The organism is Capnocytophaga granulosa ATCC 51502 (genome assembly GCF_000411115.1).
GTDB lineage: Bacteria > Bacteroidota > Bacteroidia > Flavobacteriales > Flavobacteriaceae > Capnocytophaga > Capnocytophaga granulosa.
On the sequence record NZ_KE150258.1, the window covers coordinates 91,090 to 110,020 of the forward strand.

The 18,931-nt window shown below is 39.8% G+C and carries 23 protein-coding genes; 14 read left to right on the forward strand and 9 right to left on the reverse strand.

The genetic code is table 11. The features are described from left to right. Positions 1–147: 147 nt before the first annotated feature. The 3 genes from secD to HMPREF9331_RS11415 all read left to right on the forward strand — a co-directional run bounded on the left by secD (position 148) and on the right by HMPREF9331_RS11415 (position 5,443). The gene (secD, locus tag HMPREF9331_RS11405; RefSeq protein WP_016421054.1) at positions 148–3,288 is read left to right on the forward strand and encodes a protein translocase subunit SecD; all 3,141 of its coding nucleotides are present in this window, start codon (positions 148–150) and stop codon (positions 3,286–3,288) included. 69 nt (positions 3,289–3,357) lie between these two features. Beyond that, positions 3,358–4,623, forward strand: coding sequence for a BaiN/RdsA family NAD(P)/FAD-dependent oxidoreductase (locus HMPREF9331_RS11410; RefSeq protein ID WP_081638609.1), 1,266 nt, complete (start codon positions 3,358–3,360; stop codon positions 4,621–4,623). A 25-nt stretch (positions 4,624–4,648) separates the two neighbouring features. Beyond that, positions 4,649–5,443, forward strand: a complete 795-nt coding sequence (locus HMPREF9331_RS11415) for a TatD family hydrolase (protein ID WP_016421056.1) — start codon at positions 4,649–4,651, stop codon at positions 5,441–5,443. Between the two features lie 35 nt (positions 5,444–5,478). On the opposite strand, the gene HMPREF9331_RS11420 is transcribed toward HMPREF9331_RS11415, so the two are convergent. Together HMPREF9331_RS11420 and HMPREF9331_RS11425 are read right to left on the reverse strand one after the other, a co-directional pair. Continuing rightward, positions 5,479–5,727: a hypothetical protein gene (locus HMPREF9331_RS11420; RefSeq protein WP_016421057.1), complete on the reverse strand. Its 249-nt coding sequence runs from the start codon at positions 5,725–5,727 to the stop codon at positions 5,479–5,481. A 40-nt stretch (positions 5,728–5,767) separates the two neighbouring features. Continuing rightward, the gene (locus HMPREF9331_RS11425) at positions 5,768–6,472 is read right to left on the reverse strand and encodes a hypothetical protein (RefSeq protein WP_016421058.1); all 705 of its coding nucleotides are present in this window, start codon (positions 6,470–6,472) and stop codon (positions 5,768–5,770) included. A 210-nt stretch (positions 6,473–6,682) separates the two neighbouring features. Here HMPREF9331_RS11425 and HMPREF9331_RS11430 point away from each other — a divergent pair, with 210 nt between their 5' ends. From HMPREF9331_RS11430 to HMPREF9331_RS11445, 4 genes are all read left to right on the forward strand, one after another. Continuing rightward, the gene (locus tag HMPREF9331_RS11430) at positions 6,683–7,561 is read left to right on the forward strand and encodes a DMT family transporter (protein ID WP_040357513.1); all 879 of its coding nucleotides are present in this window, start codon (positions 6,683–6,685) and stop codon (positions 7,559–7,561) included. 117 nt (positions 7,562–7,678) lie between these two features. Next, the gene (locus HMPREF9331_RS11435) at positions 7,679–7,972 is read left to right on the forward strand and encodes a hypothetical protein (RefSeq protein ID WP_016421060.1); all 294 of its coding nucleotides are present in this window, start codon (positions 7,679–7,681) and stop codon (positions 7,970–7,972) included. A gap of 23 nt (positions 7,973–7,995) precedes the next feature. Further along, positions 7,996–8,454 carry an SMI1/KNR4 family protein gene (locus tag HMPREF9331_RS11440; protein ID WP_016421061.1) on the forward strand — a complete coding sequence of 153 codons (459 nt, stop codon included), beginning with the start codon at positions 7,996–7,998 and terminating at the stop codon, positions 8,452–8,454. 4 nt (positions 8,455–8,458) lie between these two features. After that, positions 8,459–9,808 (forward strand): NAD(P)H-binding protein, encoded by a 1,350-nt coding sequence (locus HMPREF9331_RS11445; RefSeq protein ID WP_016421062.1) that lies wholly within the window; start codon positions 8,459–8,461, stop codon positions 9,806–9,808. Between the two features lie 122 nt (positions 9,809–9,930). Here the strand turns inward: HMPREF9331_RS11445 and HMPREF9331_RS11450 are convergent, their stop codons facing one another. Next, on the reverse strand, positions 9,931–10,278 hold the full coding sequence (locus HMPREF9331_RS11450; RefSeq protein ID WP_016421063.1) for a hypothetical protein: 348 nt from the start codon (positions 10,276–10,278) through the stop codon (positions 9,931–9,933). A gap of 8 nt (positions 10,279–10,286) precedes the next feature. After that, positions 10,287–10,811, reverse strand: coding sequence for a hypothetical protein (locus HMPREF9331_RS11455; RefSeq protein WP_016421064.1), 525 nt, complete (start codon positions 10,809–10,811; stop codon positions 10,287–10,289). 483 nt (positions 10,812–11,294) lie between these two features. On the opposite strand from HMPREF9331_RS11455, the gene HMPREF9331_RS11460 reads away from it, so the two are divergent. Then, positions 11,295–11,759 carry a hypothetical protein gene (locus tag HMPREF9331_RS11460; protein WP_016421065.1) on the forward strand — a complete coding sequence of 155 codons (465 nt, stop codon included), beginning with the start codon at positions 11,295–11,297 and terminating at the stop codon, positions 11,757–11,759. Between the two features lie 417 nt (positions 11,760–12,176). On the opposite strand, the gene HMPREF9331_RS13390 is transcribed toward HMPREF9331_RS11460, so the two are convergent. From HMPREF9331_RS13390 to HMPREF9331_RS11470, 3 genes are all read right to left on the reverse strand, one after another. Further along, positions 12,177–12,464: a hypothetical protein gene (locus tag HMPREF9331_RS13390; RefSeq protein ID WP_016421066.1), complete on the reverse strand. Its 288-nt coding sequence runs from the start codon at positions 12,462–12,464 to the stop codon at positions 12,177–12,179. Positions 12,465–12,629: 165 nt separating this feature from the next. After that, on the reverse strand, positions 12,630–12,800 hold the full coding sequence (locus HMPREF9331_RS13015) for a hypothetical protein (protein ID WP_016421067.1): 171 nt from the start codon (positions 12,798–12,800) through the stop codon (positions 12,630–12,632). 329 nt (positions 12,801–13,129) lie between these two features. Further along, a complete protein-coding gene (locus HMPREF9331_RS11470) occupies positions 13,130–13,849 on the reverse strand; it encodes a hypothetical protein (RefSeq protein ID WP_016421068.1) in 720 nt (239 codons plus the stop codon). An 85-nt stretch (positions 13,850–13,934) separates the two neighbouring features. Here HMPREF9331_RS11470 and HMPREF9331_RS13020 point away from each other — a divergent pair, with 85 nt between their 5' ends. Next, entirely contained in the window at positions 13,935–14,087 is a 153-nt protein-coding gene (locus HMPREF9331_RS13020) for a hypothetical protein (RefSeq protein ID WP_155848682.1), read from the forward strand. A gap of 331 nt (positions 14,088–14,418) precedes the next feature. Here HMPREF9331_RS13020 and HMPREF9331_RS13475 read toward each other — a convergent pair whose 3' ends face one another. Both HMPREF9331_RS13475 and HMPREF9331_RS13480 read right to left on the reverse strand, forming a co-directional pair. Continuing rightward, positions 14,419–14,967: a DNA glycosylase AlkZ-like family protein gene (locus HMPREF9331_RS13475; RefSeq protein ID WP_016421069.1), complete on the reverse strand. Its 549-nt coding sequence runs from the start codon at positions 14,965–14,967 to the stop codon at positions 14,419–14,421. 28 nt (positions 14,968–14,995) lie between these two features. Beyond that, positions 14,996–15,484 carry a DNA glycosylase AlkZ-like family protein gene (locus tag HMPREF9331_RS13480; RefSeq protein WP_016421070.1) on the reverse strand — a complete coding sequence of 163 codons (489 nt, stop codon included), beginning with the start codon at positions 15,482–15,484 and terminating at the stop codon, positions 14,996–14,998. A gap of 150 nt (positions 15,485–15,634) precedes the next feature. Here HMPREF9331_RS13480 and HMPREF9331_RS11480 point away from each other — a divergent pair, with 150 nt between their 5' ends. The 5 genes from HMPREF9331_RS11480 (at position 15,635) to HMPREF9331_RS11500 (ending at position 18,857) form a co-directional block, all read left to right on the forward strand. Continuing rightward, positions 15,635–16,486, forward strand: a complete 852-nt coding sequence (locus tag HMPREF9331_RS11480) for an AraC family transcriptional regulator (protein ID WP_040357540.1) — start codon at positions 15,635–15,637, stop codon at positions 16,484–16,486. A 51-nt stretch (positions 16,487–16,537) separates the two neighbouring features. Next, positions 16,538–17,014 carry a hypothetical protein gene (locus tag HMPREF9331_RS11485; protein WP_016421072.1) on the forward strand — a complete coding sequence of 159 codons (477 nt, stop codon included), beginning with the start codon at positions 16,538–16,540 and terminating at the stop codon, positions 17,012–17,014. Between the two features lie 3 nt (positions 17,015–17,017). Next, positions 17,018–17,416, forward strand: a complete 399-nt coding sequence (locus HMPREF9331_RS11490; protein ID WP_016421073.1) for a hypothetical protein — start codon at positions 17,018–17,020, stop codon at positions 17,414–17,416. Positions 17,417–17,606: 190 nt separating this feature from the next. Continuing rightward, positions 17,607–18,197, forward strand: a complete 591-nt coding sequence (locus HMPREF9331_RS11495; protein ID WP_016421074.1) for a Uma2 family endonuclease — start codon at positions 17,607–17,609, stop codon at positions 18,195–18,197. 69 nt (positions 18,198–18,266) lie between these two features. Beyond that, on the forward strand, positions 18,267–18,857 hold the full coding sequence (locus HMPREF9331_RS11500) for a Uma2 family endonuclease (protein ID WP_016421075.1): 591 nt from the start codon (positions 18,267–18,269) through the stop codon (positions 18,855–18,857). The last annotated feature ends 74 nt before the right edge of the window (positions 18,858–18,931 follow it).

Here is an 18,931-nt window from a genome sequence, read left to right on the forward strand (position 1 = left end):
CCTACTTTTTACCTTTTTTTGTTACCCTAATTTTTGCATCAATCATTCTCATAGGCTGTTAAAAAAAATTTCCGCTCAAAAAAGCTGTTTATTTACATAATTTTCATATATTTGCACGTTTTTTGAAATAGTATAAATCATTGTAAAATGCAAAACAAAGGATTAGTAAAATTATTTGCCTTACTCTTTGGTTTAGTGAGCATTTATCAGCTCTCCTTTACCTTTGTAGCAAATCGTCAAGAGAAAAAAGCAGAAGAATTTGCAGCCCTCAAAGTACCTACTTCCGTAGAAGATTATTCGCATAAGCGTGAAAAAATCGTAAGTCAGTACTTGGATTCTATCGCTAATGAAACTGTGTACAACTTAGGGATAGCCAGCTACACCTTCAAGGAAGTGAAAGATAGAGAACTCAAGCAAGGGCTTGACCTCAAGGGAGGTATCAACGTAACCCTACAGATATCTGTACATGATATCCTCCGTGGGCTTGCGGATAACTCCAAGAATGCTGACTTTGAAAAGGCGTTAGCACAAGCCGATAAGCGCCTTCGCGAAACTGACCAAAGCTATATAGACCTCTTCTTTGAGGCCTTTGATGCTACTGGGGCTAAGCTGGCTGCGGCTGATATCTTCGGTAACAAAACCCTCAGCTCTCAGATTACTCCTCAGATGAGTAACTCTCAGGTACAACCTATCATCAGAAGAAAAGTAGATGAGTCCATCTCCTCTGCCTTCGAGGTATTGCGCAAGCGTATCGATAAGTTTGGGGTTACTAATCCTGATATCAAAAAAATGGGCAACTCAGGCCGTATCTCCGTGGAACTACCTGGTGCTAAGGATATTTCTCGTGTAAAAAACCTCTTACAGAGTACCGCCCAATTGGAGTTCTGGGAAACCTTCAAGGCTTCAGACTTTACTATGTTCTTCGGTCAGCTCAACGCTGCCCTACAAGCCAAAGAAGCTCCTGCTAAAGCAGAAGAGACCCCTTCAACCGCCCAGACTACAACCCATGAGACAGATAGCCTAGCTACTGCTACCGCTGATACGCTGGCACATGGCGAAGTAGACAAACTCTTAGGTAAGACTGAGGAAAAGAAGGATTCTATAGCTCCTGCACAGAAGAATCCTCTCTATGACCTTTTCCAGCTTACCCAAGGGGACAACTCTCCTTCTATAGGCTATTTCTTAGCTGCCGATACTACCAAATTGCTCTCTTACCTTCGTGGTGATGAGGCTAAAAGACTCATGCCTGCTGAACTTAAGAACGCTAAGTTCGTATTTGGCAAGCCTCACAAGCTAGACAACTTCCAACAGCTCTACCGCTTATTCATGCCTTACGAATACGAGCAAGCGCGTCCCGCTGAGGCTAAGGCCTTCAAAGAACGCCTACAAGGTCTCTTGCGCAAGTCTGACCTTGTGGAACTCTATGCCCTACGCGGTAACCGTACCAACGAACCCCCACTAAGTGGTAGTGTCGTTACTGATGCGGTACAAACTTATGACAACCATAACCAGCCTTGTGTATCCATGAATATGAATAGTGAAGGTGCTAAAATATGGGAAAACCTTACAGGAAAAGTATTTACTGAAAAAGGAAATATCGCTATTGTACTGGATAACATCGTATATTCTGCCCCTAGTGTAACCTCTGGCCCTATTGCAGGAGGTAGCACCCAGATTACAGGTAACTTTACCGTACTAGAAGCGCAAGACTTAGCCAACGTACTACGTGCTGGTAAATTGCCAGCCTCTGCCGATATCGTACAATCTGTAGTGGTAGGCCCTTCTTTAGGACAAGAAGCCATCACCAGCGGATTTATCTCTTTTGCTATTGCGGGGCTGATCATCTTCCTTTGGATGCTCTTCTACTATGGCCGTGCAGGGGTATTTGCTGATATTGCTCTGCTCTTCAACATTCTCCTTATGTTCGGTATCTTGGTGAGTATCAACTCCGTACTTACCCTCCCAGGTATTGCGGGTATTGTACTTACCATAGGTATGTCCATAGACGCGAATGTGATTATCTTTGAGCGTATCCGAGAGGAATTGAGGAATGGCAAAGCACTCACCCAAGCTATCCATGACGGATTTAGCCATGCGATTACCTCCGTACTCGATGCCAATATCACCACTTTCCTCACCGGTGCAGTGCTCTTTATCTTCGGTAGCGGGCCTATCAAAGGTTTTGCCACTACCCTGATGATTGGTATTATAACCACTATCTTTACAGCGGTATTTATCACTCGCTTACTCATTGACTGGTATGTAGCCAAGGGTAAAGACCTTTCTTTCTCCACTTCGCTTACTAAGAATCTTTTGGCCAATGTCAATGTAGATTTCCTTTCTAAGAGAAAACTATGGTATGCTATCTCTGGGATACTCATTCTCATTAGCTTAGGCTCTATGTTCAGCCGTGGCTTTGACCAAGGTATTGACTTTGTAGGAGGTCGTTCTTACCAAGTACGCTTTAAGAACCCAGTAGAGACACAGAAAGTGGCTAGCCTTCTTAAAAAATCCTTAGGTTCTGTAGAGGTAAAAACCTTCGGAGCTGCCAACCAAGTACGTATCTCTACCAAGTACAAATACAATGACGAAAGTACCCAAACCGATAACGAAATTCAAGAAATTCTCTACAAGGATCTACAACCTGTAATGGGTGAGCAGATCTCTTACGACGAGTTCATGAGTGGTGAGGGACTTGGGGTGATGAAGTCCGACAAGACAGGGCCAAGTATCGCTGAAGACATCAAGAGCAGTGCTGTATGGGCAATCATCGGTTCGCTTATCATCATCTTCGGATATATCTTGGTACGTTTCCGCAAATGGCAGTTCTCTATGGGAGCAGTAGCCGCCCTTACCCACGACGTGATTATCACCTTAGGGGCATTCTCTTTGCTCTACTCTGTGATGCCTTTTAGTCTTGAGATAGACCAACAGTTCATTGCAGCGATCCTTACCGTAATTGGTTACTCCTTGAACGATACAGTGATTATCTTTGACCGTATCCGTGAAGAAATAGGCAAGAGTGGTTGGAGTGCTCAGACACTTAACCATGCCATCAGCACTACCCTAAGCCGTACGCTGAACACCTCCCTTACTACCTTGTTAACCCTCTTGGCCATCTTCATCTTTGGGGGAGAAACCCTCCGAGGCTTCATGTTTGCCATGATCATCGGGGTAGTAGTTGGTACTTACTCTTCTATCTTCGTAGCTACCCCATTGGTATATGACTCCTCTAAGAGAGAAAGAAGAGAGGACGCGCAAAAAGAAGTAGAAGGACATAAGAAATAATTTACTTCATTGTCATATTACTAAATTGCAAAATCTGTGGGGAGCACTCCCCACAGATTTTTATCATATATGAAAGATATCACCGATGTAATCATCATAGGCGCAGGCGCTTGTGGGCTTTTCACCGCTATCAATATAGCTGAAAAAGCCCCCGATATGCGTATTCTGATTCTTGAAAAAAATAAGGAAGCTCTCGGCAAAGTACGTGTCTCTGGCGGAGGGCGCTGTAACCTGACCAACGCGGAGACAAACCCACGTGAATTTGTCAAGAACTATCCCCGTGGTAACCGAGAGCTGTTGGGCGTATTCTCACGGTTTTCGTCCCAAGATACCGTCCGCTGGTTCTCCTGGCATGGAGTAGCTATAAAGCAAGAAGCCGATGGCCGTATGTTCCCCCAATCCAACAGCTCGCAGACCGTGATAGACTGTTTTCTTTCCTTGGCTAAGAAATACCATATAGAGATCCTATACAGGCAAAATATTCAGTCTTTTTCCTATGAGCAGGAACTGTGGCAGGTACAAGGCACCGAGACTTTCCTTTGTCGCCATCTGGTAGTGGCCACTGGCAGTAATCCCAAGATATGGGAGGTGCTTGCTGGCTTAGGACATACCATTGTACCGCCTGTGCCTTCGCTCTTTACCTTTGCCTCCAAAGACACCTTTGTAGAAGGACTTGCAGGGGTGAGCAAGCAAGTGGGGGTCAAGCTCTTAGACAGCCAAGGAACGCCGCTGAAGATGCCTCTTATAGACAAACAAGGACTTATAGGAGCGCTGCTTATCACCCATTGGGGGTTCAGTGGACCTGCGGTGCTCAAGCTATCGGCCTTTGCCGCGAGAATCTTGGCTGAGTTGGAGTACAAGTTTGCCCTACAAATCAACTGGTTAGCCGAAGTAGATGAGCTACTCACCGCCCAAGATGCCCTCTCCATCTTGCAAGAGGAAAAACAGCAACACCCACGCAAGGAGCTACAGAATCATTGTCCGTTCTCCTTAGCCAAAAAGCTATGGAACAAGCTCTTAGAGCGCGCAGGGGTACTGCCTCACCAGCTATGGGCGGAACTCAACAAAGGGCAGTTACACGCCTTAGCCAAGGAACTCACTGCAAGTACTTTCTCTATTGAGGATAAAGCCCCTTTCAAGGAAGAGTTTGTTACCGCTGGGGGCGTCTCCCTCAAGGAAATTGATTTCAAGAGCTTTCGCTCCAAGCTATACCCTACGCTCTATATAGGAGGTGAAGCCTTGGATATAGATGCCGTTACAGGTGGCTATAACTTCCAAAACGCTTGGAGTAGTGGCTACATTATTTCAACAATGATTAATGCCAATAATGATTAATCATTGAACATTAAACATTAAAAAAATGATAGATATTGGCCTAAACCTAACCAACCGACAATTTGCCCACGACCAAGAGGAACTCCTCTACCGTGCTGAGGAGGCGGGCGTAACCCAAATGATACTCACCGGCACCTCTCTTCGCAGTAGCAAAGAATCCTTTGCGCTTGCCAAGGGCTACCCTACCCTGCTCTATAGCACCGCAGGGGTGCACCCTCATGATGCTAAGACGATGAATGAACAGACCATTCCTCAGCTCAGCACGCTACTGAAGGAAAAACAAGTAGTAGCTGTAGGAGAATGTGGATTAGATTTTGATCGAGATTTCTCGCCACGCCCCGTACAAGAGCAGTGTTTCCGTGCCCAGCTCGCCCTCGCCCAAGAGGTGCAAAAGCCACTATTCCTACACGAGCGCGCTGCCTTTGACCGATTTGTAGGGATTCTCAAGGATTATACCAACCTACCTAAGGGCGTAGTACATTGTTTTACAGGCAGTTTGAGCGAGGTAAAGACCTACCTTGAGGCAGGTTACTATATTGGTTTTACAGGTGCCATTAGCGACACCCGCCGATTTGCCTTCTTGGAAGAGGTAGTACGTTATGTACCCTTAGAGCGTATGCTTATAGAGACCGATGCGCCCTTTATGCTTCCCAAGAATATACCTGCACACCAGCTAAACCCACGAGATAAGCGACGCAATGAACCCGCTTTCCTCCCCTATGTAGCGCAAAGTATTGCTCACTTTAAGAAAATTAGCGTCAAGGAAGTAGCGGAGACAACCACTAAGAATGCCAAAGAATTATTCCCCCTTAGCGAGTAAGGGGGAACTTCTCTCAGGCTCAGGAAACTTGTACTCTATGAAACACTATCTTCATCATCTTCAAATTCATCATCTTTTTCATATAGTTCTATTATTTTTTTCACTTGTTCTTTTGTTGTTTTAATGTTATACTTAGTAAGTTCATTATATACACTATCAACAGCGACATTTATATTATCTGTTTCATTTTCTAATGTATATAAATAATAAAAATCTATTATAAACTCATCAGTTGTTGTTTCAAATTCTTTATCTATTATCATTGTTTTTTCTTTTTTATTCATTTCAAATTCTTTATTTTATCAGGGGGGAGCCTCTAATCATTTATTCAAGTACATACCATCTTTGAGGGTAGGTATCATAAGGTTCTGCCTCAAGGAGGTATTTGTCTGAGGGAAAAGTTCTTATAATCTGCCCCATTCTATTTTTTATGATAATAGTATTGCCGCTTACCTCTGCGATTCCTATATACTCCCAAGGGTTGTGCTCTTCCCTATAGGTTATGGTCTTATCTGTCTTTATTAGTAAGTACTTAAAGCCATTCTCTATAATATATTCACTCATAGACTCATCATAATCATACACCTTAGTTTCTGTGATTTTCAGGGGAATAATCTTTATCTGCTGTCTACAAGGTGCATTCTCATCATATATCAGCTGCTTATCTATATCCTTCCCTAAGAGATAATACTCCCAAGAAGGTCTTGTTATATGAGTAAATTCACTTGGAGATACTCCCATCTGATTTAGTACCGCTAAAAATCTCTTAAGGACGTATGCGCTGTATTGTGGTGCTACCTTATAACAAGTCTCCCTATACCAACCTTTTAGCCGAGCTATTCTTTCAAATGCTTCCTCAAAGGAGTCATAGATAGTATTCCTGTAATAGAACTTTTCCCCTTCAGGCGTTTCTTCTCTATCTATAGAAAAACTTTTTGTTTCAAATACCACCTTAGGTTTTTTATCATTATCTTTTTCTTGCTGTTGGAATATTCTGAAAAATTCCACTCTTCTTTCACGATTATCCATATTACAATATTTTTTATTTTCCCTACTCTATTACAGGCTTTTCGGGATACGCCTTTGTGTTTCTTATCTGGTGCAAAGATACAGCTCGTACTGGACAAACTGTGACCAACTTATATATTTTTTTACATGAAATATATTCGTATCATTTTTTCTTTTATGTTACCATTTATTGCTATTAAATGCGTATCTTTGCCTTTTATTCTAAATAATATGACAACTCAAAGACTTTTTACCCATTTGTTAGCAATTTTTGTAATCACCGTCTGGGGGGTTACTTTCGTTTCTACCAAGCTGTTATTGGAAGCAGGCTTCAATCCTGCCAGTATCCTTTTCTACCGCTTTGCCTTGGCCTATATAGGTATTTGGCTGGTAGCGCATCGCCTACCACTCTTTGCTAAAAGCCTCAAGGACGAGTTGTGCTTTGTCCTCATGGGTGTATTTGGAGGATCTATGTACTTCTTTACGGAGAACTTAGCCTTGGGATATACCTTGACCAACAATGTCTCCCTCATCGTATGTATGAATCCGCTGCTAATTGCTATCATTGCACATTTCCTCTCTAAGGACGACAAACTAAGTCCGCGACTGCTTTTAGGCTCGCTCTTGGCTTTGGCGGGGGTTACCTTGGTTATTTTCAACGGAAACTTCACCTTTGAGATTACCATAGTGGGCGAGCTCTTGGCCTTTGCTGCTGCCTTCAGCTGGGCGTTCTATACCCTGCTGATGCGCCGCTTTTCGGACAAATACCCCGCCCTTTTCCTTACTCGCAAGGTGATGCTCTATGGTATGCTCACGGCCTTGCCTATTTTCCTATACCGCCCGCTGACTACCGATTTTACCCTCTTTACCCAACCTGTGGTATGGGTCAATTTTGTCTTCTTAGGACTGATAGCCACACTTTTATGCTTTTTCCTATGGAATAAGACAATCAAGTTCTTAGGCGCTGTCCGTGCCTCCACCTATATCTATGGTATGCCGATAACCACCCTCATCGCCTCGGTGCTTATCTTAGGAGAGCCTATCTCCCTTATGGCGATTATAGGCACTTTGATGGTGCTTATAGGGGTGTATTTCGCGACGAGGAAATAAAGTAATGTGTCAATTTGCCGATTAGTTAATTACCAAACTGATTCTAGGCAAAAAATAAAGTATTTGTTTATTAGGAGAAAAATAACTACTTTTGTATTATAGAATTTTCTTCCAGTTATGCAAAAACAAAGAATTGGTATTATCCATTTCCTTACCAAAGAAGAAGGCGGGCGAGAACAACCACCAACCACCGTTTTAGAGTATCGCCCTACCACTCATATCGCGCAGCTGGCACAGCCTAATTGGAGTATCGTCATTACCTTTGATGAGCCTATGAAAGAGGGGCAATACAGCGCTTTGTGCCAGGTAAGGTTTCTTTTTGACCACGCTCCTCAATATATATTAGACGAACTCAAGGAAATGGAGGTCTATGAGGGAGCGAGAATTGTTGGTAAAATAGTGTTTGAATAGCAATATATTAAAGAAAATACTTTATGAATTATCTAAAACGATTAAAACAGTGTGGAGAATTTGAGTATTCTATAGGGGCTAATGCTGAAGAAATTAAGCATATAGAAGAGGAATTAGGCATATGGCTCCCTGAAGCATATATGAATTTTCTATCAGAATGTGGGTCGTGTAATTATAGCGATGTCTATATCAATGGTATTTACAAAGAAAAAGACAGCATTTCTTATCCTATTGTGGAACTAACTAAACAACTAAGAGAGGACTTACATCTCTCAGAGGATTTTATTGTACTACATTACGAAGTGGACGAATTTCTAACCTTATATCAAGTTTCTAATAAGATACGCCTAAAAGATGCTAAAGTCTTTGGAGCAGAAGTATTTTGCAATGATAAGGGGGACTTTGAAATCTACAAACCTACGCCTATGTTTGATTCTTTTGAGGAATATTTTGAAGACTTTTTAGACTTAGCAGAAGATTAACCCTATGAAAACAGAAAAGATATTATTAGCAGGAGCAACCGGCTATTTAGGTCAGTATATACTGGCTGTACTATTAAGAGAAGAATACCCGACCCGCATTGTGGTACGTAACAAATCGAAGCTCTCCCCTGCCCTACTCACACACCCGCTATTGGAGGTAGTAGAAGCGGAAGTAACCCAGCCTGATACCCTACAAGGAGTATGTAAAGGGGTGCATAAGGTAATTTCAACCGTAGGGATTACCCGCCAAAAAGATGGCCTTACCTATGAGCAGGTAGACTTCCAAGCCAACAAGAACCTCCTTGATGAAGCCTTACGCGAAGGAGTACGTAAGTTCATATATGTATCCGTATTCAAAGGAGAAGCCATGCGACATATAGCCATTGGAGCGGCTAAAGAGCGCTTTGTAGATACTCTTAAAGCCAGTGGATTAGACTATTGTATCATACGCCCCAGCGGTTTCTATAGTGATATGACTATATTTTTCAAAATGGCTAAGGCTAAGAAGGACGAAATACTCCTATTTGGCAAAGGACAATATGCCATGAATCCCATTCATGGGGAAGACTTGGCTGAGGTCTGTGTCGCCCAATTGGAGCGTTACGAACGGGAAGTCAATGTAGGAGGAGCTGAGATTTTTACACAAACGGAGATTGCTTGTTTGGCTTTTGAGGTACTCCATAAACCTGCCAATATAAGTTATTTACCCGACTGGGTAAGACGTTTGATCCTAAAAATGGGCAAATACCTCCTCCCTAAAAGTATCTATGGTGCTATAGAATTTTTCCTTACCACTATGGCGATGGATGTTGTAGCTCCTATGCAAGTAGGCAAACATCGGTTAAAGGCGTTTTTTGAATCCTTAAATTCATCAGCTGAAAGAAAATACTTTATGAATTATCTAAAACGATTAAAACAAAGTGGAGAATTTGAGTATTCTCTAGGGGCTAATGCTGAAGAAATTAAGCATATAGAAGAGGAATTGGGCATCTTGCTCCCTGAAGCATATATGGATTTTCTATCAGAATGTGGGTCGTGTAATTATGGAGATGTCTATATCAATGGTATTTACAAAGAAAAAGACTCCATATCTTATCCTGTTGTGGAACTAACTAAACAACTAAGAGAGGACTTACATCTCTCAGAGGATTTTATTGTACTACATTACGAAGTGGACGAATTTCTAACCTTATATCAAGTTTCTAATAAGATACGCCTGAAAGATGCTAAGGTCTTCGAAGCAGATGTTTATTGCAATGATAAGGGGGCCTTTGAAATCGACAAACCTACGCCCATGTTTGATTCCTTTGAGGAATATTTTGAAGACTTTTTAGACTTAGCAGAAGAAGATTAACCCAATGAAAACAGAAAAGATATTACTTGCTGATGCAACTATCTATTAGGCAAGCATCGGTTAAAGGCGTTTCTTGAATCTATAAATTCATCAGCTGATAGACAGATTCTTTCTTAGCCTTGCTACCATCTGTAATTATCTAATAAGCCGTCAGCAGTTCGGTATTTTGTAAAGAAAGTTACATAATGGTCATATACCTTCAAATCAAACAACTTACTATTATTGTATTTTAGGCACAATTGATATTCGCTTATTTCTCGTTCTATCTCATCAGCCAATAGGATACTAAAAGCATCAATACATTCTTGATATTCTTTGCATAAGGTAATCAGCGCCTCACTCAACGAATTTTCTATGAGTCGTGCCCTATAACAATAAGCTATTGAGGGAATAGCTTCTATATGATCAATCAAAGCATAATCCCCTTTTGTTGGAGAGATTATATAATCGGTTTTTATTTGTAAGACCATCTTTTTTCCTATTCTCGATAAAACCCTTTTTCTTGCAATATTTTCACAGGACAATACGCTGTTTCCACTGTGGTATGAATACTATTAAAATCCAAATCATATAGCAAAGGAGGAAATTTACATTCATAAATCACTTCCTCTGCTAATTTTGTATAATACAACTGGTTATTAGGATACTGGGGACATTCTATAAGGCTATTATAAGAGAGCAGGAAGTCAAATAGATAATAAATTGAGGAAGCAAATATCTCAAAAGAAGAAGATTCCTCCCTCAAAGAGCCATAGACTTCTTCGCTTATAGAACACCAATCAAAATTTAACTGATATAAAGGCATCTCCATCATAACAAACTTCTGCAAAGAATAGCTCTGAAAACTTGCTTGATAATGATTTATATGACTTCTTAGTATCCAATCCTGCAATTGTGAGGTGTGTTTTTGTAGCAACAAAAGATAAGGCAGATTGGAATTACCCACTACCTGTAACATTTCTTCCTTTGTATCCCTATAAAAACACTCCCATTTCTTCTTCATCTGTTATTTATTCTAAACTATTTTTATTCTCACATAAAGCACACTATATCAACGCACAAAAATACAAAAACAAAAAAATCCAAACAAATAATTTCTGTAATTAACGTGAGTTCGATATAACGAAAGCTCCCACAGATTTTCACGGATTTCACAGATTTTCTATGTTTGTGTAATTGTGCTGTTGCGATTTACACAGATTTTTATAAGGCCAAAGGCCTTATTTATCCGTAGAAATTAAGGAGTTATACTTAGTTGTTGTATCATTCTCTCCGTGAAAATCCGTGGAATCTGTGGGAGAAAAATATAATTTTGCTTACGTCGAACTCGCGTTAATTAGTAATTAAAGGAAAGTACAGACTATTTACCTGTTAATTAGACAATTAAAAAATAATTTATTTTATATATCTTTATTCTAAATAAAGGCACGATTTTTGATGGGACAATTTGCCCATCGTCAAATGGATTCATTAACAAATCGCAATTATGATAAAAAAAATTCTCTTTATTTCCCTTTTAGTTATTTCTGTAGGGGTGAATGTAGTTCTTATCAGAAAGATGTTTGTAGGCAACACTGAAGTCCTACCCAATGATACCCGTGTGAGTATCATTGTAAGCCAGTCCAACAGGGACTTTGTTATGCAAGAGATGCGTACCTTTGTAGAGGCACTTCAACAGATCAATGTAGGCATAGCCCAAAACGATCCTGCTCTTATTGCCAAGGTAGCTCGTGCTTCGGGGGGTTCAGTAGCAGGGCATGCCCCCGCAGGCCTGCTGGCTTCTATCCCTGCGGAGTTCAAGACTATAGGCTTCGACACCCATGGCAAGTTTGACCAGATCGCCGAGAGTGCCGAGAAAAATTTTGACCCTAAGCATACCGCTGCACAAGTTACTGAACTCTTAGGCAATTGCGTTGCTTGCCATAAAATGTATAGAATGGACGTGAAATAATGACTAATGATTAATTATTAATAATTAATAAAAACAGATACATACTTGCTTTTTAATTGAAAGAGTATTATCTTTGCAGTGCGAAATAGTGGTTATGCTGTTTTGAATGGTGGGGGACGAGACTTCGGGTCTCTATAAGCCCACACCCCCCGGGAGGCAAATTGATGTTTATTCAGTTTGCCTCCTTGTTATTTTGAATCGTGCTGTATTTACCTGTAAAACTCTATTATCAGGCATTATAAAAGTTATCATCTCTATCTTATCTGCACGTTTTTGCTTAAATGTAGCCTTTAATGTATCAAAAGCTTCACGATTAGAAGCTAACACTTGAGTAAAATGGATAATCACTTCAGATACACCTTGTTTATTAGCTTCTTTTAAGGCTCCTTGTATAATATTCTTTCCATTATTACTCTCTCATACCTTAATATCTACATACTTTTCTGTTTGTAGATTAAAGGCATCTGGATTTTTCTCCCCGTCTTGAATAAGGGGTAGCAATCGGTATTGCCTACCATTATCTGCTAAAATCTTTAGAGCCTCTATATTTTTATATTTTTCTTTCTTTCCTTGCACCCCTTGGTTAAACCTTTCTACTAATCCTCCATTAGGGTTTTCATATAACACAGAAAAGGTAATCCCTTGGTATCTCTCCCTAAGAATTACCTCATGTATTGTAGTTATAGTTGTAGACTCTTCTTCCATAATTCTCTATTGCCATCTATTTGAAAAAGTAGCTCTACAAAAATACGATTTTTCCCTTAGGTAGCCAAGTAAAGGGCTTGATATTTCTGACTCTTTTGATATTCAATTAATCAATAAAAAAATCCCCTTACAAATAATAGCTTTGCAAGGGGATATATGAAAAAGTTATTTACTACTTAAGGCCTTAATGATAGCTCCTCCTATCAGACCTAAAACTGCTGCTACACCTCCTGTAACTGCCGTTTTGACTTTTTCATTTTCTAGGGCTTTTTTACCCATTTCAAGACCGATTTTAATTCCTTGATTTTTACCGGCTCCAAAAGCTTTATTACCCATAATGTAAAAAGATTTTAGTTTATACCTACTGTCTATTACAGGCTTTTCGGTTTCCGCCTTTATTGTATTAATACAATGATTTCCTTATTTCTAAGAATCTTTGCCACAGATTTTCACAGAAAGAAAAGCACAGCGATTAAGTGTAATTTTATAATTTCCAAACACAAATAGCACTTTTCCCCTTTATAACAATCAGTAAAAATCATGGAGATATGATTATACAAGTGTAAAAAATGTTAAATTTTTATTTTAAATACATAGCCGTAAGCTCTTGATAGCTTTGTGGATGACTTTCGTTATACCAAAACCATATTATATATCAAGTTCTTTTAATCATGCATGCCTGCAGGAGGAAGGTATTCTTCAACTGTATAGATATAAAATCTATCATTCTCATATCTTATCTTATCTGCTGGCAATACAGTCGCTTGATACCCATGATATTGACCTACTGAATAAAAATCTTCTATTCTTATATCACAATTATTTCCTCTTTTCACCCATTCATCTTTCACTTCCGCCATATCTGTCATATAGAAAATATCAAATTCTTCAAATAAAATGTCATCTAAAGAACTAAATACAGGAGTATTTTCAAATAATGATTTTATAATTTCCCAACCTAAAACTTCTTTATCTACAAATTTTTGAATATAGACTTCATCATACTCACCATAATCAGGCCTATTCATCTTAGCTTTAATCTTGAACTTATATTTTGTATCAGGACAATCATAGCCATTTTCACACGTTCCTTTTTGAACTATAATAAGTTCTTCATTTGCAACGACCTCTTGAAGATATTCATAAGCCTCCTTATTTACAAATGTATAAGAATCTTTCTCACTATTTTTTCCAGCCATTAGATTCCAATACATTGCATACAATACATCCTTAACTCTACTATTCTTTAGTTCCTTCAATTTAATAGTTTCAACTGTGACAGTTCCTTCATTTACTGTTCTGTTGTTCTGATTGGATTCTTCATTGTTCTTACAAGAAGCTATTCCTGCTGACAGAATCAAAAGCATAATTACTACTTTTTTCATTTAATTTTAAATTTAAAATACCCCCTACTCTATTATAGGCTTTTCGGTTTCCGCCTTTGCATTACTTAGAGATAATAAAAAAAACGTGAAACATTCCTTATTACTTTCTTGCAGAAGCCCGACCAAAGGCTATGTAGCAAAGCAAAAGGAATGCCCACGCTTATACGTAGGCATCTCCACTTCAGCTTTCCCGCTACTAAAAATATTTGGTCGTTTTCTGCAAGAGGGAAAATTGTAAGCGAAACGCTATATGTTGTTTTTGATTATATCTTCTTAAATGCTATTCTAAATATTGTTTTAATTTTTTGACAAAGGTAGTGCTTTTTTTTGTAACGCACAAATTATTGTATGGTTTTTTATTCAAAAACAACTATATTCTCACATCTTATTTCAAAAAGTATTACCTTCACAGCGCAAAATAGTAGTTGTGCTATTCAGTGGTGGGGGACGAGACTTTAGGTCTCTATAAGTCCACTCCCCTCGGGAGTCAAATTGATTAACACTCAATCTGCCTCTTAGTTATTACAAACTTTCTACACTACCAAACAAAACCCCTGATATCCCTATATTCAGTTGCAAAACTCCATAAACCGATTTATAGCCTCTTGCAAGTATTGCTGTTTGACTTTGCTTTTCTCTGCAAAAAGCTCTGTGATAAGGTTTGCCCCTTGCTTTTCAATACTTGCTTTCCAATTGCCTACCACTCTGCCTTCGTGCAGAATTACAGGTTTGAAAATACCAAAGTTGTTATGTGCCTTAGCTGTATGTTTCTTTTCAAGCGCTACCCAGCGACTTTTGTAACCTATCAAATATTCATCATAGGGTGGAAGCAAAAATACCATTCTTGCATAATCGGGACAGTCAAGAGTATTATGATATAGATACATTGCCTCTCCTTCTACTTTTATTTCCTCTACTTTATTGGCTATTAGGGTCAAAGCTTTTTTGCATTGTGTTTTGGACAATCCCGCCCACCAAACAAAGTCCTCCAAAGAGGCAGGCGAATGACTCCTAAAATACTTTAGGGCTAGCTGTTTCAGTGCTTCATCAGGAGTAAGTGAGCATACTGTAGATACTCTTTCCGACAGCAAAGCCCATGTGGCCTCCCTACCTTGCATCACCCCTGAACACAGGATGCCCTCTATCTCACTCCGAACTAATTAGGGAAGTCAGTAGCCTATCATCAAGTAAGAATCCTAAGGAGGCTAGTTCCTCTGCAATAGCTCTTTTAGGTAATGACTTACCGCCTGCTAGGAGTTCCTGCATGGCTCGAGTTATCTCCTCAAAATGACTTTCTGAAAATGAGATATTTATACTTTTATGCCACGATTGCAAGGTTCTCAAATTCCGTTCTTTACACAAGGGAAGCAACCAACCTATATCCTTTTGGCTGACCACTTGTACTGTACACCGCAAGAGGTGAAGGCGTAAGAGTTCAGCCTTAACAAATGCCTCTTGGAGTTGGACTAATTGTGGCGTCCGCTGCCGTACCCCTATTGCCCAACGAAAATAGTTATAGTCCTGTGCTTGCATAGCTCCCTGCCAAGCTACTATTTCCTCTGGTTTTTCATATAGGGGAGAAAGCAGTTGCTGGTTTAGCAATCTTATCTGAATGGCTTCTTGTTTGTTCTTCATCTCTACTTTTTACAAGGGCAAAGATACAAATTTAGTAATTACTTACTCCTGTGATTCATACATTTTTAGCAAGATAGGAAAAGTATTTTGCTAAAAATCACTGTATCTTTGCATCGTAAATCAGTGGTCAACCACTCAAACCTAACTTACATGCGAACTATTACTTACAACGACTACACCCAACGTATCAATAAGGTTGTTGCTTATATCAACGACCACTTAGATGCGTCCTTAGACCTGAAAACGCTCGCTGAAGTGGCTGCTTTATCCGAATTTCACTTTCATCGTGTCTTCAAAGCGCTCAAGGGAGAAACCATCGGAGCACATATCACTCGCTTGAGGATAGAAGCTACTGCACGCCTATTGCGCTATACCCCTCTCCCGATAGAAGAAATTGCCTTCAATATAGGGTATGAAACTCCTGCTTCCTTATCCAAAGCCTTCAAAAACCAATACGGCATCACTCCCTCCGAATACAGAACCAACAAAGATATTTACATTATGAAGAAAGAAATCATCAACCCCGATTTGGCACTCAAAGCTCCTAAAATAATGGATTTGGAACCTAAAAATCTTATCTATGTAGCTCTCACTGGCGAATATGGCACCTTAGACTATGGAAAAGCCTACGAGCAATTGTGGGCAGTTGTGAAATCGCAAAAGCTATTTACCAAAGGAATTGAGTCGATATGTATTTCATACGACGACCCCAAGATAACCGAAGCTTCTTTGCAACGTTCGGAGGTAAGTTTGGCTATTCACAAGCCTGCCCGTCCTGAAGGCGAAGTGAGTTGCAAGAACTTGTCGGGAGGCAGATATGCCGTCTTTTTCTATCAAGGAAGTTATACCCATCTCTCAGCCGTCTACGATGCTGCTATGCGCTGGGTGATAGATAGTGAATACGAGATACGCGACGAACCCACTTTCGAGAAATACCTTAATGACTCTCGCCGTACCCCTGAAGATAAACTAAAGACAGAGGTTTATATCCCTATTCGTTAGTCAATGCTCCTTTAGATAACAGCTATCACCTAGAACCTAACACCTTTTATCATGACAAAAACCGAAAAAATCGTTGGCTTTCTTTTGGCTATTGCCTTATTATTGCTTACACTCTCAGGGAGTGGTTATTTCTTCATTAGCTTAAAAGTAAACTTCGTACAATGGCTATCTTATAACGCCTGTTCTCCCAGTAGTTTGGTATATTTAGTAGGCTTTGTAATTTTCCTATATAACAGAAAAGCTACTTGGCTGGCTCTTGCCTTCCTACCAATGTATTACTTTGGTACCATGGGACTCTTCACCTTTACATGGAGTGGCGCTAATATCTTCGCCCAACTATCACATATCACTATGACACTGAATCTCATCTGGGCTGGTTATATACTCTATCGTATAGGTGATTACAAGGCATCTGCACGTGGCCTATTATATAGTATTGTACTGTTTGTACCTTTTATTTCCTTTGTAATGTACTATTGTCGCACCCATGCGGAGGAAATCAGCAACTTATTACAAATGACATCTTAAATTATGCAAACAGTTTCTACTTGCCCTGAGTGTTACGCTACAAACAGCCGTATTACTCCTTTGTTAAATCCTGAAGATTGTTTATTACACCATTGTCAGTACATCTGTCACACTTGCGGCAGATGTATCTGTGCAGATGTAGATGATAAAGGAAGATTTCGTGCACTTTTCCCTTTTAAAACACTTGAAATAGCTAAGCTATATTTACGTGCTGCTGAAGTAATTTGGGAACAAGCCTGCGATATTTATGAAATAGAGGACACAAAAGACAGAAAACACTACAAGATCTTTCCCTCCACAATAGAGCTAAACGATTATTTGCAAAAAAACAAGCAGAAACATTGTAATTTACAAAAGCCCCTATTCATCACTCCTCTGTACAAAGCCTGCCTACCCGAATAATTGAGAAAACTTTCAGTAGAGGAAACTACTATCTATATAAAAGAACGAATCACCTCTTTAGTCTAACGTATTTTTTCTCCCCTATTGACTTTCCTTTTCAAATGTTGTATATTTGCACTTTAGTTACCAGAGGTCAGTTATCAGTAATCAGAAACTGACTTCTGACCACTGACTACTAACAACTGAACCCATGAGCACTGTTATCACAAATATTGACCAGTTAGACCTTGTCAATGGTATATATACTTATGCCGATTATCTGATGTGGAAGATCAAAGACCGAGTAGAGATTCTCAAAGGAAAAATCTTTAAGATGAGTCCCGCTCCTGCTATTTCTCATCAGAGTATATCTTTTAACCTATCTGGTTTACTGTTTATGTACTTTTATGACAAACCTTGCAAGGTCTTTGCCTCACCCTTTGATGTTGTTCTTAAAAATAAGAACGGCAAGGAAGATACTGTTGTGCAACCTGACCTTTGTGTGGTATGTGATCCTGAAAAATTAGCTGACGGAAAACGCTGCTTAGGCGCCCCTGACCTTATCATAGAGATTCTCTCTCCTGGTAATTCTAAGAAAGAAATACGCAATAAGTACGAACTTTATCAGGAGGCAGGCGTACGAGAGTATTGGGTGATACGTCCTGACAATAAAGAAATTACTCAATTTGTTCTAGAAAATGGCCAATATCGCACCCTCCCTCCTATTGTAGAAGGGGATCTCATTCACTCGACTATCTTCCCTGACCTTAGCTTACAGACAGAAGATATTTTCAGATTGTAATACCTTCAGAGGTCAGAAGTTGGCTATCAGACTCTATTCATTTTTCACTATTCGTTATTCACTAAGACCATGAGCACTGTAATTACAAATATTGACCAGTTAGACCTTGTCAATGGCATATATACTTATGCCGATTATCTGATGTGGAAAATCAAAGACCGCTTGGAACTCCTTAAGGGGAAAATATTTCAAATGGGTGCCCCCAGCCTGACCCATCAGGCTGTATCAAGAAACCTAACGATCCTGATCGGAAATCGTTTTTATAATGTCCCTTGCAAACTCTTTGCGGCTCCTTTTGATGTGCGCTTAGCGAAAAAGGGTGAGAAAGACAATGAGGTATATACCGTTGTCCAGCCTGACCTCTGTGTAGTATGCGATGCAGATAAGTTGGACGAAAGAGGTTGCTGGGGCGCCCCTGACCTGATCATAGAAATCCTCTCTCCTGGTAACTCTAAAAAAGAACTCAAAAATAAATACGAACTCTACCAGGAAGCAGGGGTAAGAGAGTATTGGCTGGTACACCCACAAGATGAATATGTGATTATCAATGTATTGGAAAACAACCAATACCGTGCACTTCCCCCTTTTGTAGATAAAGAAGTTACTTCGGTGATCTTCCCTGACCTTAGCTTACAGACAGAAGATATTTTTAGGTTGTGATGCTTTCTGCTCTCTAAAATTACCTCAGGTTAATTTCCCTTTGGATAAAAACTCGTATCTTTGCATCAGAATTT

Coding starts and splice junctions, on each gene's coding strand:
- secD (WP_016421054.1), top strand. CDS start 148: ATGCAAAACAAAGGATTAGTAAAATTATTTGCCTTACTCTTTGGTTTA.
- HMPREF9331_RS11410 (WP_081638609.1), top strand. CDS start 3,358: ATGAAAGATATCACCGATGTAATCATCATAGGCGCAGGCGCTTGTGGG.
- HMPREF9331_RS11415 (WP_016421056.1), top strand. CDS start 4,649: ATGATAGATATTGGCCTAAACCTAACCAACCGACAATTTGCCCACGAC.
- HMPREF9331_RS11420 (WP_016421057.1), bottom strand. CDS start 5,727: ATGAATAAAAAAGAAAAAACAATGATAATAGATAAAGAATTTGAAACA.
- HMPREF9331_RS11425 (WP_016421058.1), bottom strand. CDS start 6,472: ATGGATAATCGTGAAAGAAGAGTGGAATTTTTCAGAATATTCCAACAG.
- HMPREF9331_RS11430 (WP_040357513.1), top strand. CDS start 6,683: ATGACAACTCAAAGACTTTTTACCCATTTGTTAGCAATTTTTGTAATC.
- HMPREF9331_RS11435 (WP_016421060.1), top strand. CDS start 7,679: ATGCAAAAACAAAGAATTGGTATTATCCATTTCCTTACCAAAGAAGAA.
- HMPREF9331_RS11440 (WP_016421061.1), top strand. CDS start 7,996: ATGAATTATCTAAAACGATTAAAACAGTGTGGAGAATTTGAGTATTCT.
- HMPREF9331_RS11445 (WP_016421062.1), top strand. CDS start 8,459: ATGAAAACAGAAAAGATATTATTAGCAGGAGCAACCGGCTATTTAGGT.
- HMPREF9331_RS11450 (WP_016421063.1), bottom strand. CDS start 10,278: ATGGTCTTACAAATAAAAACCGATTATATAATCTCTCCAACAAAAGGG.
- HMPREF9331_RS11455 (WP_016421064.1), bottom strand. CDS start 10,811: ATGAAGAAGAAATGGGAGTGTTTTTATAGGGATACAAAGGAAGAAATG.
- HMPREF9331_RS11460 (WP_016421065.1), top strand. CDS start 11,295: ATGATAAAAAAAATTCTCTTTATTTCCCTTTTAGTTATTTCTGTAGGG.
- HMPREF9331_RS13390 (WP_016421066.1), bottom strand. CDS start 12,464: ATGGAAGAAGAGTCTACAACTATAACTACAATACATGAGGTAATTCTT.
- HMPREF9331_RS13015 (WP_016421067.1), bottom strand. CDS start 12,800: ATGGGTAATAAAGCTTTTGGAGCCGGTAAAAATCAAGGAATTAAAATC.
- HMPREF9331_RS11470 (WP_016421068.1), bottom strand. CDS start 13,849: ATGAAAAAAGTAGTAATTATGCTTTTGATTCTGTCAGCAGGAATAGCT.
- HMPREF9331_RS13475 (WP_016421069.1), bottom strand. CDS start 14,967: ATGCAAGGTAGGGAGGCCACATGGGCTTTGCTGTCGGAAAGAGTATCT.
- HMPREF9331_RS13480 (WP_016421070.1), bottom strand. CDS start 15,484: ATGAAGAACAAACAAGAAGCCATTCAGATAAGATTGCTAAACCAGCAA.
- HMPREF9331_RS11480 (WP_040357540.1), top strand. CDS start 15,635: ATGCGAACTATTACTTACAACGACTACACCCAACGTATCAATAAGGTT.
- HMPREF9331_RS11485 (WP_016421072.1), top strand. CDS start 16,538: ATGACAAAAACCGAAAAAATCGTTGGCTTTCTTTTGGCTATTGCCTTA.
- HMPREF9331_RS11490 (WP_016421073.1), top strand. CDS start 17,018: ATGCAAACAGTTTCTACTTGCCCTGAGTGTTACGCTACAAACAGCCGT.
- HMPREF9331_RS11495 (WP_016421074.1), top strand. CDS start 17,607: ATGAGCACTGTTATCACAAATATTGACCAGTTAGACCTTGTCAATGGT.
- HMPREF9331_RS11500 (WP_016421075.1), top strand. CDS start 18,267: ATGAGCACTGTAATTACAAATATTGACCAGTTAGACCTTGTCAATGGC.